Below are 14,104 nucleotides of genomic sequence, written 5' to 3'. Positions count from 1 at the left end.
GGTCCGTTCCGGCCCTCCACGCCGTGTGAGGGTGCGGGCGTGGCGGGAATGCTGGTCCTGCGGCTCGGCCGGCGCGCCCCCGGAGGGACGCCCGGCCCCGGCGGAGGGAGTCGGCATGGGCGTCACCTGGTGCAGGACGATCATGCTTCGCTTCCTGACCGTGCCGGCTCTCGTCCTGGGCGCTGCACCCGTCGCTCCCGTGCCGGGAACGGCCGGCCCCGGATGGCGGCCGCGTGACGCGGAGGCGGCGCTGGGCGCCGTCCTCGACAGGGCGGTGAGCGAGGGATCTCCGGGCGCCCTGGCCCAGGTGTCCAGGGCCGGCCGTACGACGACGGTCACGCGCGGGTTCGCGGACACCGGAACCCGGCGCAGGCCCCGGGCGGACATGCGGTTCAGGATCGGCAGCACGACCAAGACGTTCGTCGCCACCGTCGTCCTGCAGCTGGTCGCCGAGGGCCGTCTCCGCCTGGACGACACGGTCGAACGGTGGCTGCCGGGGCTGGTCGCCGGCAACGGCAACGACGGACGGGCCGTCACTGTCCGGATGCTGCTCAACCACACCAGCGGGCTGTTCAACTACACGAAGGACGGCCGTGTGCCGGAGGGGCTCGAACGCGATCCGCTCACGACCTTCACGTCACGCCGGCTGGTGGCGTTCGCGCTCAGCCACCCTCCGGTGTTCCCGCCCGGGACGTCCTGGGAGTACTCGAACACCAACTACGCGCTGCTCGGCATGATCATCCAGCGGGTGACCGGGCACACGTACGCCGAGGAGATCACCAGGCGCGTGCTGGGTCCGCTGGGCCTGCGGGCGACCTACTTGCCCGGCACCTCGCCGGACGTCCGCGCCCCCTTCATCCACGCGTACAGCAAGGACGGCATCGAGCGCTTCAACCCCTCCTGGGCCGGAGCCGCGGGGGAGATGATCTCCACGGTCGGCGACCTGAACCGGTTCGACTCGGCGTTGCTGTCCGGGCGCCTGCTGCCTGCGCCCCTGTTGCGGGAGATGCTCACCCCGACGCCGAAGTCGGACGTCTTCCACGGGCCGGGCCCCTACCGCTACGGGCTCGGCGTCATGATGGTCACGCTGCCCTGCGGCGTCACCGTGTACGGGCACGGCGGCACCATCTTCGGCTCGCTCACCTGGATGGCCGGCACCCGTGACGGCCGCCACACGCTGTCCTTCGACCTGAACGGCGACAAGGTGAACCAGGGGGAGCTCACCACCGCGGCGAACGTCGCGGAGTTCTGCCCGGCGACCCTGGTCCCCTCGCAGCCGTCGGCTCCGAGGGGGACCGGGCTCCGAGAGGCACCGCGATCCGGGGCGGCCGATCAGGCGGGGACCTTGTCGAGGAAGCCGTACACGTCCCTGATCCGGCCGTCCTCGGTGAGCGTCACGACGTCGAAGCCGATCACGACCGGCTCGGCCGCCCCGCCGGGGCTTTCCGGGCCGAGGTGCCAGGTGAAGCGCGCGATGTCGTGATGGCCGTCCACGGGCCCGCCGAGGGTGAACACGAACCCGGGGAACATGTCCTGCGCACCGGCGATCACCGCGGCGATACCGTCGTGTCCGGTGACGGCGGCCAGCGGGTCGGTGTAGCCGCCGTCCTCGGCCCACAGCTCCGCCACCGCCTTCGCCCTGGCCTCGGCGTCGCGCTCGTTCCAGGCGGCGACATAACGCTCGGCCAGGGCGGTGTAGTCGGTCATCTTCCACTCCTTCGGGGATGTCTTCCGTGACGACACGTGAACGGTGTCACGGACCCCCGAGGAGGGGCGATTACGTGGCAGGTAACTCTAGAGGCCCAGGGTCTCCCTGCGCAGGTGGGTCTTGAGCACCTTGCCGCCGGGGTTGCGCGGGAGTTCGGCCTCCCTGAACCAGAACCGCACCGGCACCTTGAACGCCGCGATGCGGCCGCGCAGGAACTCCTGGAGCTCCTCGCCGGTGGCGCCGGCGCCCTGCTTGAGCCGTACGACCGCGCCGACCTGCTCGCCCAGCTCGTCGTCCGGGATGCCGATCACCGCCGCGTCGTCCACCGCGGCATGCTCGAACAGGGCGGCCTCGACCTCGGCGCAGTAGACGTTCTCGCCACCCCTGATGACCATGTCCTTGGCGCGGTCGACGATGTAGACGAAGCCGTCCTCGTCGATGCGGGCCAGGTCCCCGGTGTGCAGCCAGCCGTCCACGAACGTCTCGGCCGTGGCGTCCGGGCGGTTCCAGTAGCCCATGATGACGATCGGCCCGCGCATGCACAGCTCGCCGACCTCGCCGGGCGGCAGTTCGGCGCCGAGCGGGTCGCAGACCTTGACGTCCACGACGGCGAGCGGCAGCCCGATGCTGTCGGGCTTGGCCAGGTAGTCGGCGCCGCTGTTGTAGATCGCGAGCGCCGTCGTCTCGGTCATGCCGTACCCGTTGGCGGGCGTGCGGTTGGGGAGCGTCCGGGTGAGCCGCTCCAGCAGCTTCGGCGGGGCCGGGGCGCCGCCGTACGAGATGGAGCCAAGCGAGGAGACGTCGTGTTTGTCCAGGTCGGGGTGGGACAGCAGCTGCCAGGCGTTGGTCGGCACGCCACTCATCACGGTGACCTGCTCACGCTCGATGAGCTCCAGGGCCCGCTTGGGGTCCCACCTGTACATCAGCACGAGCCCGCCGCCGCTGAACATCGTGGTCATCAGTACGGCGAAGCACCCGGTGACGTGGAAGAGGGGCACGGTGAGCAGGGTGATCCTGCGCTTCTCGGCCGCCGCGGCCACGTCCCTGCCGGCCATGGCCACGGTCCGCATCATCGCGTACGCGACGGTCATCGGCGCCTGGCCGAGGTTGCGGTGGCTGCCGAGGGCGCCCTTGGACCTGCCGGTGGTGCCTGACGTGTAGAAGATCGTGGCGGGGTCGTCGGGGCCGATTTCGACCTGCGGCAGTGTCACGTCGGCCCGGACCTCGCCGAGGACCTCCGCCCAGTTGGCGCCCTCGCCGCGGGTGACGATCACCGGCAGGCCGCTGCCGGCCATGCGGGCGGCGCGCTCGCCGTCGGCGATCACGAGCTTGGCGCCCGAGTCGGCCAGTCCGTACTCCAGTTCCTGCTCGGTCCACCAGGCGTTGAGCGGCACGGCCACCGCGCCGGCGGCGAGCACGGCGGAAAAGGAGATGATCCATTCCGGGTAGTTGCGCATGGCGACGGCGACGCGGTCGCCCTTGCGCACGCCGAAGTCGTCCACGAGACGGTTGGCGAGCGTCGCGGCCAGCCGGAAGTGCTCCTCGTAGGTGATGCGCTCGTCCTCGTAGACCACGAACACCTTGTCCCCGTGGAACCGGGTGATCTCCAGGAGGGCCCGGAACGTGGCCGGAGCATGCTTCCATGCCCGGATCTTGTGACCGCCGACCTCGACCTCGTCCATCTCGAAGAGCTGCCCGGGCGCCGTGAGCTGGGCCTGGACCTGTTCGTTCGTGATCGTCATGCTGGCGCACTCCCGGATTCGTTCGTCAACCGGAGGTTTCACGATACCGACCGGTAGGTACGGCGGCTAGATGTCCATTCCTCGGAACGCTGCTTGCATGCTCATGCTTTGCGTTGCATACTCTCTACACCAGCAAGAACATGAGGTCTGCTGCATGACCATGCAGTGATCGCGGAGAATCGGGGGCGCGGATGAGGGCGGCGATCGCCGGAGCCAGCGGCTATGCGGGAGGAGAGCTGCTCCGCCTGCTGCTCGGCCATCCCGACGTCGAGATCGGCGCGCTGACCGCGGCGTCCAGCGCGGGCACGAGGCTCGGCGCCCACCAACCCCACCTGCCGTCGCTGGCCGACCGGGTGATCGAGCAGACCACCTCCGACGTGCTCGCCGGTCACGACGTCGTCTTCCTCGCCCTCCCGCACGGCCAGTCGGCCTCGGTCGCCGCCGAACTCGGCGACGGCACGCTCGTCGTCGACTGCGGCGCCGACTTCCGGCTGACCAGCGCGCAGGAGTGGACAGCATTCTACGGCGGTGCCCACGCCGGCACGTGGCCCTACGGCCTGCCCGAGCTGCCCGGTCAGCGCGAGGTCCTGCGCGGCGCCCGGCGCATCGCCGTCCCGGGCTGCTACCCGACGGCCGCGACGCTGGCGTTGTTCCCCGCCTTCGCGGCCGGGCTGGCCGAGCCCGACGTCGTGGTGGTCGCCGCGAGCGGCACCTCCGGGGCCGGCCGGGCGCCCAAGGCCCATCTGCTCGGCAGCGAGGTCATGGGCTCGGTCAGCGCGTACGGCGTGGGCGGGGTGCACCGGCACACTCCGGAGATGGAGCAGAACCTGTCGGCGGTCGCCGGACGGCCGGTCCGGGTGTCGTTCACGCCGACCCTCGCACCCATGAGCCGAGGCATCCTCGCCACCTGCACGGCTCCCGCCGCCTCCGGTGTCACCGCGGCCACGCTCCGCGAGGCGTACGAGACGGCGGTGAAGGACGAGCCGTTCCTCCACCTGCTGCCCGAGGGGGTCTGGCCGGCGACCGCGATGACGGTGGGGGCCAACACGGCGGTCCTGCAGGTCACCCTCGACGAGCGGGCCGGGCGGATCGTCGCCGTCGTCGCCATCGACAACCTCACCAAGGGCACCGCGGGCGGCGCGATCCAGAGCGCCAACCTCGCTCTCGGCCTGCCGGAAGAAGTCGGACTTCCCACCAATGGAGTCGCCCCGTGAGCAAGATCGTCCCTATGGAGGCGCGCATGAGCGAGCGAACCGATAGGCAGAGCGCGGTTCGCGCGGTACTGACCTGCGTGCCTTCGGCACGACGTGATTCCGAGCTTTCAGACAGGGGGGCGGCATGAGCGTCACCGCACCGCTGGGCTTCCGCGCCGCCGGAGTCGCCGCCGGGATCAAGAGCGGCGGCGCCCGCGACCTCGCCCTGGTCGTCAACGACGGTCCCTCGCGCGCCGCCGCGGGCGTCTTCACCCGCAACCGCTTCAAGGCCGCACCGGTCCTGTGGTCGGCCCAGGTCCTCAGCGGAGGCCAGGTCAGGGCCGTCGTCCTCAACTCCGGCGGCGCCAACGCCTGCACCGGTCCGCTGGGTTTCCAGGACACCCACGCCACCGCCGAGAAGGTCGCCGAGGTCCTGGACGACTCCGCGGCCGAGGTCGCGGTCTGCTCCACCGGCCTGATCGGCGAGCGGCTGCCGATCGACGCGCTGCTCGGCGGGGTGGGGACCGCGGCCGCCCAGCTCAGCCGCGACGGCGGCTTGGCGGCGGCCGACGCGATCCGGACCACCGACACCGTCAGCAAGATCTCCTTCCGCCGTGGGGAGAACGGCTACATGGTGGGCGGCATGGCCAAGGGCGCGGGGATGCTCGCGCCGGCACTCGCCACGATGCTGTGCGTGCTCACCACCGACGCCGACCTCACCTCCGAGGAGCTCGACACGGTGCTGCGCAGGGCCACCTCCGTGACGTTCGACCGGCTCGACACCGACGGATGCATGTCGACGAACGACACGGTGCTGCTGCTCGCGAGCGGCGCGTCTGGCGTGCGCCCCGACCTCGCCGAGTTCGAGAAGGTCGTCACCGCCGTCTGCGCGGACCTGGCCCGGCAGCTTCTGGTGGACGCCGAGGGCGCCACGAAGGCGATCGCCATCGAGGTCGTCGGCGCGGCGACGGAGGAGGACGCGGTGGCCGTGGGCCGCGCGGTGGCCCGCTCCAACCTGCTCAAGTGCGCCATCCACGGTGAGGACCCCAACTGGGGCCGGGTGGTCAGCGCGGTCGGCACCACCGACGCCGTGTTCGACGCAGAGCGGGTCAACGTAGCGGTCAACGGCATCTGGATCTGCCGCGGCGGCGCGGCGGGGGACGACCGCGCCAAGGTCGACCTGCGGCCCCGCGACGTGACCATCACCGTCGACCTGTCCGCGGGCCCGCACACCGCGACCGTGCACACCACCGACCTCACGGCGGCGTACGTGCACGAGAACTCGGCGTACTCGTCATGAGCGTCAGGCGGAACGGCGCCCTGGACAAGGCGCACACCCTGATCGAGGCGCTGCCCTGGCTGGCGCGCTTCCACGGCGCGACCGTCGTCATCAAGTACGGCGGGAACGCGATGACCGAGGAGCACCTGCGGGCCAAGTTCGCGGCCGACGTGGTGTTCCTGCGTTACGCCGGCCTGCGCCCGGTGATCGTGCACGGCGGCGGGCCGCAGATCCAGTCGCACCTCGACCTGCTCGGGATCGACAGCCACTTCGTGTCCGGGTTGCGGGTGACCACCCCCGAGGCGATGCAGGTCGTGCGGATGGTCCTGGTCGGCCAGGTCAACCGCGACGTGGTCGGCCTGATCAACGGGCACGGCCCGTTCGCGGTCGGTATGTCCGGCGAGGACGCCCACCTGTTCACCGCCGAGCGCAAGCACGTCGTCGTGGACGGCGTCAAGGTCGACATCGGCCAGGTCGGAGAGATCGTCCGGGTCGAGGCCGGAGCCGTGCGGGCCCTGCTCGACGACGGCCGCATCCCGGTGGTGTCCTCCGTGGCCCGCGGAGAGGACGGCGGGATCTACAACGTCAACGCCGACACCGCCGCCGCCGCCCTCGCCGTGGCGCTCCAGGCGTCGAAGCTCATCGTCCTCACCGATGTCGAGGGGCTGTACGCCGACTGGCCCAACAGCGAGGAGGTCGTCAGCCGCATAGGGGCGTCCGAACTCGCCGCGTTGCTGCCCTCGCTGTCCAGTGGCATGGTGCCGAAGATGGAGGCATGTCTGGCCGCCGTGCGCGGCGGCGTTCCGCAGGCCCACGTGCTCGACGGACGGGTGCCGCACGCGCTGCTGCTGGAGGTCTTCACCGACGAGGGCATCGGAACGCTGGTCGAGCCCGACGCCGCCGTTCCGGCGGCGCCGGACGGGATCGGGGCGACGGCGGACGGCGCCGTCAACGGGGAGGTTGCCAGATGACCACCAACGACGAACTGCGCGGACGCTTCGAGGCGGCGTTCATGCGCAACTACGGCGTGCCGCCCGTCGCCATCGCCCGCGGTGAGGGCTGCGCCGTCTGGGACGTGGACGGACGCCGCTACCTCGACCTCATCGGCGGCATCGCGGTGACCTCACTCGGGCACAACCACCCCGCCCTGGTCGAGGCGGTGTCCCGGCAGGTGGCCACCCTCGCGCACACCTCGAACCTGTTCCTGCACGAGCCCGAGGTGCTGCTCGCCGAGAGGCTGCTCACCCTGCTCGCAGAGCCGGCGCGGGTCTTCCTCGCCAACTCCGGCACCGAGGCCAACGAGGCGGCGGTCAAGATCGCCATCAAGTACGGCAGGACGCACGGCCGCGCCTATATGGTCGCGGCGGAGAACGGCTTCCACGGTCGCACGCTCGGCGCGCTGTCGCTCACCGGCAAGCCGTCGATCCGCGACCAGTTCGGGCCGTTCCCGCTCGACGTGCGGTTCGTCCCGTACGGGGACGCGGACGCGCTGAAGAACGCGGTGACCGAGGACTGCGCCGCGGTCTTCCTTGAGCCCACCCAGGGCGAGGCCGGGGTCGTCCCGCCGCCCGAGGGCTACTTCCGTGCCGCCAGGGAGATCTGCTCCTCGGCGGGGGCGCTGCTCGTCGCCGACGAGATCCAGTCGGCCATCGGCCGCACGGGGCACTGGTTCGCACACCAGGCGGAAGGGGTCGTCCCCGACGTGCTGACGCTGGCCAAGGGCCTGGGCGGGGGCTTGCCGATCGGCGCCTGCGTGGGCTTCGGCGAGGCCGGCGAGGTCTTCGCCAAGGGCGACCACGGCTCGACCTTCGGCGGCAACCCGATCTCGTCCGCGGCGGCGCTCGCCGTGCTGGACACGATCGAGCGCGACGGACTGCTCGGCAACGTCGTCAAGGTGGGGGCGCTGCTGTCCGAGGGCATCTCCGCTGTGCGGCACCCGCTGCTCAAGGGGGTCAGGGGGCGAGGGCTCTGGCTGGCCGCCGTGCTCACCGCGCCGAAGTCCGCGCAGGTGCAGGCGGCGGCGCAGGAGGCCGGCTTCCTGGTCAACGCCCTTCAGCCCGACGCGGTACGGCTCGCGCCGCCGCTTGTGATCACCGAGTCCGACGTACGGACCTTCCTCGACGCGCTGCCCGGCATCCTGGAGACCGCAAATGCCTGACGACGACCTCCTGACCCCTGACGACGGCCCGAGCCAGGGCGGCTACCCGGCGCGAGTCAGGCACTTCCTGCGGGACGACGACCTGTCGCCGGAGGAGCAGGCACAGGTGCTCGACCTGGCCGAGGCGATGAAGAAGGACAGGTTCGGCTACCGGCCCTTCGCGGGCCCCCGCACGGTCGCCGTGCTGTTCGACAAGCCCTCCACCCGCACCCGGGTCTCCTTCACCGTCGGCGTCGCCGAGCTGGGCGGCCAGCCACTGGTCATGGACCTCGGCACGTCGCAGCTGGGACGGGGCGAGCCGGTCGAGGACACCGCGCGGGTGCTGTCCCGGCAGGTCGCGGCGATCGTGTGGCGGACGGCGGGCCAGGAGCGCATCGAGGCGATGGCGGCTCATTCGTCGGTGCCGGTGGTGAACGCGCTGACCGACGAGTTCCACCCCTGCCAGATCCTCGCCGACCTGCAGACGATCCGGGAGCACAAGGGGTCGCCGAGGGGTCTCACGCTCGCCTACCTCGGCGACGGTGCCAACAACATGGCCCACTCCTACCTGCTGGGCGGGGCCACGGCCGGCATGCACGTCCGGGTCGGGGCGCCGGTGGGCTACCTCCCCGACGCCCTGGTCATGGAGCGGGCGGCCGAGATCGCGGCGGCGACGGGCGGGTCGGTCACAGCGGTGAGCGACCCGGAGGCCGCGGTGGCCGGGGCGCATGTCGTCGCCACCGATACCTGGGTGTCCATGGGCCAGGACGGCAAGGACGAGCGGGTCGCGGCCTTCGCCTCCTACCAGGTGTCCACCGCCCTGCTCGGCCTCGCGGCCCCGGACGCGATCGTCCTTCACTGTCTCCCGGCCTACCGGGGGATGGAGATCGCCGCGGATGTCATCGACGGGCCGCAGAGCGTTGTGTGGGATCAGGCGGAGAACCGGCTGCATGCCCAGAAGGCGCTGCTGCACTGGCTGGCGACGCGGGGCGCGGAGGCGTCGTGACCATCCCGCTCACCAAGGCGGCTCGGCACGCTCGCATAGTGGAGCTGCTGACCAGGCACAAGGTGCGCTCGCAGCCCGAGCTGGCCAAGCTCCTGGCGGAGCAGGGAGTGGAGGTCACCCAGGCCACGCTCTCCCGGGATCTCGACGAGCTGGGCGCGCTGAAGCTGCGGGCCGACGACGGCACGCTGGTCTACGCGCTGCCCGGCGAGGGCGGGGGACGGATCCCCCTCTACCGCACCGGCGCCACGAACGGGCTGCCGGAGAACCCCGACGCGCGGCTGCGGAGGATCGCGGAGGAGCTTCTGGTGTCGGCCGAGGCGTCGGCCAACCTCGTGATCCTGCGCACGCCGCCGGGGGCGGCGCAGTTCCTCGCCTCGGCCATCGACCACGCGGGCTGGGAATCCATCCTCGGCACGGTGGCCGGCGACGACACGATCCTCGTGATCAGCCGTGACCCCATCGGAGGGCAAGGGCTGGCGGAGTCTCTGCTCAACCTCGCCACTCGCCGCACGCCCGATGTGAGCAGGCACAAGCTCGCCGCAGAGGTCCGCGCCCACGACAGCGAAGAGCGGGAACAGTGACGGACAGGGCAGCGCGCGCATCCTCCGGCGAAGTCGCCGTCGCCAAGGGGAAGGGCCTGCCGATGGACGTCGTCGAGAGGTCGAGGCACTCGATCGACGAGCACGAAATCGCGGCCGCGCGGGACGCCCGCCAGGCCTGATCGACTCGGTGTACGCCCCGGTTCCGGTGCAGGGACCGGGGCGTACGTCGGCTAAGGTCGCGGATTAGTCCCGCAAAGGATCCGCGTGAAGAAACGCGCCGAGGGTTCATTTGAGGGAGCCGGACCAGGCGCGATGATCTACGTACGACGGCCCGGGCGGGAACGGCGCGCGGTCATCTTTTCGGCAGGGACTCGAATATCGGAGGGAGAAGACGGTGGCGGACAACAAGCCGATGAGGCTCTGGGGTGGCAGGTTCGAGGGGGGACCCGCGGACGCCCTCACGCGCCTGTCGGTGAGCGTGCAGTTCGACTGGCGGCTCGCGCCGTACGATCTGCTTGCCTCGCGCGCGCACGCGCGGGTGCTGCACCGCGCCGGGCTGCTGACGCAGGAGGAGCTCGACCGCATGCTGGGTGCGCTCGACGACCTCGACCGTGCCTGCCGCGCGGGAGAATTCCGCCCCACCGTGGCCGACGAGGACGTGCACACGGCATTGGAGCGCGGCCTGCTCGAACGGCTCGGCTCGCTGGGCGGCAAGCTCCGTGCCGGTCGCAGCCGCAACGACCAGATCGCCACCGACCTGCGCCTCTATCTGCGTGACCACGTCCGCACGATCGTCTCCCGGCTCGCCGAGCTGGAGACGGCGCTGATCAGCCAGGCCGAGGAGAACGCCGACGTCGCCGCCCCCGGTATGACCCATCTGCAGCACGCCCAGCCGGTGTCGTTCGGCCACCAGCTTCTGGCCCACGTCCACGCGCTCACCAGGGACGTGGACCGCCTTCGCGACTGGGACAGGCGCGCGGCGATCTCGCCGCTCGGCTCGGGCGCGCTGGCCGGTTCCTCCCTGCCGCTCGACCCCGCCGCCGTCGCCGCCGAACTCGGGTTCGACGCTCCCGCGCCGAACTCGATGGACGCGGTCGCCGACCGCGACTTCGCGGCGGAGTTCCTGTTCTGTGCCGCGCTGATCGGCGTGCACATCTCCAGGCTCGGCGAGGAGATCGTGCTGTGGGCCTCGCAGGAGTTCCGGTGGATCGAGGTGGACGACGCCTACTCCACCGGCTCGTCGATCATGCCGCAGAAGAAGAACCCCGACGTCGCCGAGCTGGCCCGGGGCAAGAGCGGCAGGCTGATCGGTTCGCTGATGTCGCTGCTGACGACCCTCAAGGGCCTGCCGCTCACCTACAACCGGGACCTGCAGGAGGACAAGGAGCCGGTGTTCGACGCGGTCGACACACTGCTCCTGGTGCTCCCGGCGGTGTCGGGCATGGTCTCCACGATGCGGGTGAACAAGGCCAAGCTGGAGTCCAGCGCGCCCGATGGCTTCGCCCTGGCGACCGACCTCGCCGAACTGCTGGTCCGCCGCGGGGTCCCGTTCCGTGACGCGCACGAGGCCGTCGGCCACCTCGTCGTGTGGTGCCAGGTGAACGACAAGGACCTCGGCGAGCTCACCGACGACGAGCTGGCCAAGGTCTCGCCGCACTTCGCCGTCGACGCCACGGGTGCGAGCGTGCGCGACGTGCTGAACGTGCACGGCGCGCTGGCCGCCCGCAGCGCCTTCGGCGGCACCGCGCCCGACCGGGTCCGCGACCAGATCGCGAACCTCCGGGAGGTCGTCGACGGTCAGGCGGCATGGGCGAACGAGAACTGATCGAGGGCGTCGCGGGCGCGCCGCTCGGCCGCGACTTCTTCGACCGGCCTTCTGACGTGGTCGCGCCCGACCTGCTCGGCCGCGTGGTCGTGCACGGGTCGGTGGCGGTGCGGCTGAGCGAGGTCGAGGCGTACGGCGGGCCAGGGCAGGACCCCGCCTCCCACACCTACCGGGGGCGCACGCCGCGCAACTCGGTCATGTTCGGGCCGCCGGGGCACGTCTACGTCTACTTCACGTACGGCATGCACTACTGTGCGAACCTCGTGTGCATGCCCGCGGGCACCGGCTCGGCCGTCCTGTTACGCGCCGGCGAGGTGATCGCGGGTGTGCACACCGCCCGCGTCCGCCGTATGCCGCACGCCGCCGGCCCGGACCTGGAAGGGCTGGTGCGGCGGGTCCCGGACCGTGACCTCGCGCGTGGGCCGGCCCGGCTCACGGTGGCGCTCGGCCTGGTGCGGGAGCACAACGGGACGGACTGCTGCTCTGGCGGCCCGATTCGGGTGCACGAGGGCCGGCCCGTGCCGTCCGGGCAGGTCAGGACGGGCCCCCGCACCGGGGTGTCCGCGGGCGCCGACACGCCCTGGCGGTTCTGGATCGACGGGGACCTCACCGTCTCGCCGTACCGCGCCCACGTTCCCCGGCGCCGGGGCCGCACCACGAGCTGACGCGCCGGGTTGAAGTGGCGATAAGGTTTCGTGATCAGGCAGGCTTGTACGGAAGCCCGTACACCCACCATCGATAAGCGAAAGCCACGACCGTGACCGCAACTTCAGGCAACCTCGTGCCTACGTCGGAGATGGCTGACATCCTCGACGAGCTCGAGTGGCGCGACGTGATCGCGCAGACCACCGACATCGACGCGCTGCGCAAGGCACTCGCCGACGGTCCGATCACCGTGTATGCGGGCTTCGACCCGACCGCACCCTCATTGCACGTCGGCAACCTGGCCACGCTGCTGATCCTGACCCGCTTCCAGCGAGCGGGCCACCGGCCCATCGGCCTGGTCGGAGGCGCCACCGGTCTGATCGGCGATCCGAGCGGGCGCAGCACCGAGCGGGCGCTGAACTCCAGCGACATCGTCGCGGAATGGGTGGCTCGAATACGCGTGCAGGTCGAGAAGTTCCTGTCGTTCGAGGAGGGGCCGACGGCGGCGACGCTGGTCAGCAACCTCGACTGGACGGCGCAGCTGTCGGCGATCGATTTCCTCCGGGACGTCGGCAAGCACTTCCCCGTCAACCGCATGCTGGGCAGGGAGTCGGTCTCCGCCCGGCTGGCCGGTGAGGGGCTGAGCTACACCGAGTTCAGCTACCAGATCCTGCAGGCCAACGACTACCTGGAGCTGTACCGGCGGCGTGGATGCACCCTGCAGCTCGGTGGCAGTGACCAGTGGGGCAACATCACCGCCGGCGTCGACCTGATCCGGCGGGTCGAGGGCGGGCACGTCCACGCGCTCACCGGCAAGCTGATCACCAAGGCGGACGGCACGAAATTCGGCAAGACGGCAGGCGGGGCGATCTGGCTCGATCCCGCACTGACCTCGCCGTACGCGTTCTACCAGTTCTGGCTGAACGCGGACGACCGCGACGTGGTGCGTTTCCTCAAGGTCTTCACCTTCCGCACACGGGAGGAGATCGAGGAGCTGGAGAAGTCCGTGGCCGAACGACCGGCGGCTCGCGAGGCGCAGCGGGCCCTGGCCGAGGACCTGACCACTCTGGTGCACGGCTCCGACGAGCTGGCCCGCGTGATCGCCGCTTCGCGTGCGCTGTTCGGCCAGGGCTCCCTGGCCGAACTCGACGCCCGGACGCTGGAGTCCGCCCTCGCCGAGGTGCCCAAGGCCGTCGTGCCGGCTCTGGGTGCGCCGTACGTCGAGCTGCTCGCGGAGAGCGGGCTGGTGGAGTCGAAGTCCGCGGCGCGGCGTGCCGTCAAGGAAGGCGGCGCGTACCTGAACAACACGAAGATCACCGACGAGGAGTACGTGCCCTCGGCGGACGACCTGCTGCACGGCCGGTTCCTCGTGCTGCGCAGAGGCAAGAAGACGGTCGGCGGCGTCGAGATCGCCTGACCCTCCGAACCGAACAGCCGCCCTGGCCTGTGGCCAGGGCGGCTGTTTCTTGGTCAAGTGTTGTTGTGACGAGGGTAACAATCCTGTGGCGTTCATGGCGGCCGGCGTCGGAAGTTCCCGTCTGGCCTGGGGTTTCGGCCATCTCGCCGTGATTTGACGGCCAGGCCCGGGTTGCCTAATGTTTTCTTCGCCCCCGGGGAGAGCGGGACGCCGACAGGCGGCCGGACCCCGACGGGCAAGCCACTCTGACAACCACCCAGACGAGGCGCTCGCGTCAGGTCAGGGTCGTTCGTGGCGCGGCCAAGCCGAAGGGTTTGACGCGAAGCGGGCGAGGGTTTAAGATGGAGTGGTTGCCCCGAAAGGGGCGGTCACTCTAACAAGAGCATCGGCTGGGATCGCATGGCCCTCCAGGTCTGCGGTACGGCGATCGCCGCGGAGTCGGCCGAACGGAAGTTATCGCCCTGGATCTCGGGACCCGTTGATCGGGTTCTGGGTGATGGTGGTCGCGTCCGTTTCTTGAGAACTCAACAGTGTGCTAAAAGCCAGTGCATGAAATCATGCATGACCCCGTCATGACAGCACTTCGGTGTTGGTGACGGATTCCTTTGAA

General features: G+C 70.8%; 12 protein-coding genes and 1 pseudogene. 11 read left to right on the top strand and 2 right to left on the bottom strand.

Annotation, left to right across the window (positions count from 1 at the left end; all coding sequences use genetic code 11):
• Positions 1 to 115 precede the first annotated feature (115 nt).
• Positions 116 to 1,147 (top strand): annotated as a pseudogene (locus HHX30_RS17805) (serine hydrolase domain-containing protein); the annotation flags it as partial.
• A gap of 185 nt (positions 1,148 to 1,332) precedes the next feature.
• Here the strand turns inward: HHX30_RS17805 and HHX30_RS17800 are convergent.
• Together HHX30_RS17800 and HHX30_RS17795 are read right to left on the bottom strand one after the other, a co-directional pair.
• Complete coding sequence (locus HHX30_RS17800) at positions 1,333 to 1,707, bottom strand: nuclear transport factor 2 family protein (protein ID WP_169983095.1); 375 nt, start codon at positions 1,705 to 1,707, stop codon at positions 1,333 to 1,335.
• Positions 1,708 to 1,794: 87 nt separating this feature from the next.
• The gene (locus HHX30_RS17795; protein ID WP_169983094.1) at positions 1,795 to 3,450 is read right to left on the bottom strand and encodes a class I adenylate-forming enzyme family protein; all 1,656 of its coding nucleotides are present in this window, start codon (positions 3,448 to 3,450) and stop codon (positions 1,795 to 1,797) included.
• A gap of 191 nt (positions 3,451 to 3,641) precedes the next feature.
• On the opposite strand from HHX30_RS17795, the gene argC reads away from it, so the two are divergent.
• From argC to tyrS, 10 genes are all read left to right on the top strand, one after another.
• Positions 3,642 to 4,664: an N-acetyl-gamma-glutamyl-phosphate reductase gene (argC, locus tag HHX30_RS17790; RefSeq protein WP_169983093.1), complete on the top strand. Its 1,023-nt coding sequence runs from the start codon at positions 3,642 to 3,644 to the stop codon at positions 4,662 to 4,664.
• Positions 4,665 to 4,788: 124 nt separating this feature from the next.
• A complete protein-coding gene (gene argJ / locus HHX30_RS17785; protein WP_169983092.1) occupies positions 4,789 to 5,943 on the top strand; it encodes a bifunctional glutamate N-acetyltransferase/amino-acid acetyltransferase ArgJ in 1,155 nt (384 codons plus the stop codon).
• Positions 5,940 to 6,893: an acetylglutamate kinase gene (argB, locus tag HHX30_RS17780; RefSeq protein ID WP_169983091.1), complete on the top strand. Its 954-nt coding sequence runs from the start codon at positions 5,940 to 5,942 to the stop codon at positions 6,891 to 6,893. The genes argJ and argB overlap by 4 nt, the downstream gene beginning before the upstream one ends.
• Positions 6,890 to 8,080, top strand: a complete 1,191-nt coding sequence (locus tag HHX30_RS17775) for an acetylornithine transaminase (protein ID WP_169983090.1) — start codon at positions 6,890 to 6,892, stop codon at positions 8,078 to 8,080. The genes argB and HHX30_RS17775 overlap by 4 nt, the downstream gene beginning before the upstream one ends.
• A complete protein-coding gene (gene argF, locus HHX30_RS17770; RefSeq protein WP_169983089.1) occupies positions 8,073 to 9,065 on the top strand; it encodes an ornithine carbamoyltransferase in 993 nt (330 codons plus the stop codon). Before HHX30_RS17775 ends, argF begins: the two co-directional genes overlap by 8 nt.
• A complete protein-coding gene (locus tag HHX30_RS17765) occupies positions 9,062 to 9,646 on the top strand; it encodes an arginine repressor (RefSeq protein WP_310741933.1) in 585 nt (194 codons plus the stop codon). The genes argF and HHX30_RS17765 overlap by 4 nt, the downstream gene beginning before the upstream one ends.
• Entirely contained in the window at positions 9,643 to 9,786 is a 144-nt protein-coding gene (locus HHX30_RS17760; protein WP_169983088.1) for a hypothetical protein, read from the top strand. Before HHX30_RS17765 ends, HHX30_RS17760 begins: the two co-directional genes overlap by 4 nt.
• Positions 9,787 to 10,019: 233 nt before the next feature.
• Positions 10,020 to 11,432 (top strand): argininosuccinate lyase, encoded by a 1,413-nt coding sequence (gene argH / locus HHX30_RS17755; RefSeq protein WP_169983320.1) that lies wholly within the window; start codon positions 10,020 to 10,022, stop codon positions 11,430 to 11,432.
• Positions 11,414 to 12,097, top strand: coding sequence for a DNA-3-methyladenine glycosylase (locus HHX30_RS17750; protein WP_169983087.1), 684 nt, complete (start codon positions 11,414 to 11,416; stop codon positions 12,095 to 12,097). The genes argH and HHX30_RS17750 overlap by 19 nt, the downstream gene beginning before the upstream one ends.
• A 131-nt stretch (positions 12,098 to 12,228) precedes the next feature.
• Positions 12,229 to 13,494, top strand: coding sequence for a tyrosine--tRNA ligase (tyrS, locus tag HHX30_RS17745; protein ID WP_169983086.1), 1,266 nt, complete (start codon positions 12,229 to 12,231; stop codon positions 13,492 to 13,494).
• Positions 13,495 to 14,104: the final 610 nt, after the last annotated feature.

The organism is Microbispora sp. H10836 (genome assembly GCF_012999525.1).
Taxonomy (GTDB): Bacteria; Actinomycetota; Actinomycetes; order Streptosporangiales; family Streptosporangiaceae; genus Microbispora.
The sequence above is the reverse complement of the archived record's forward strand: the minus strand, read 5'-3'. Positions and strand labels throughout refer to the sequence as shown.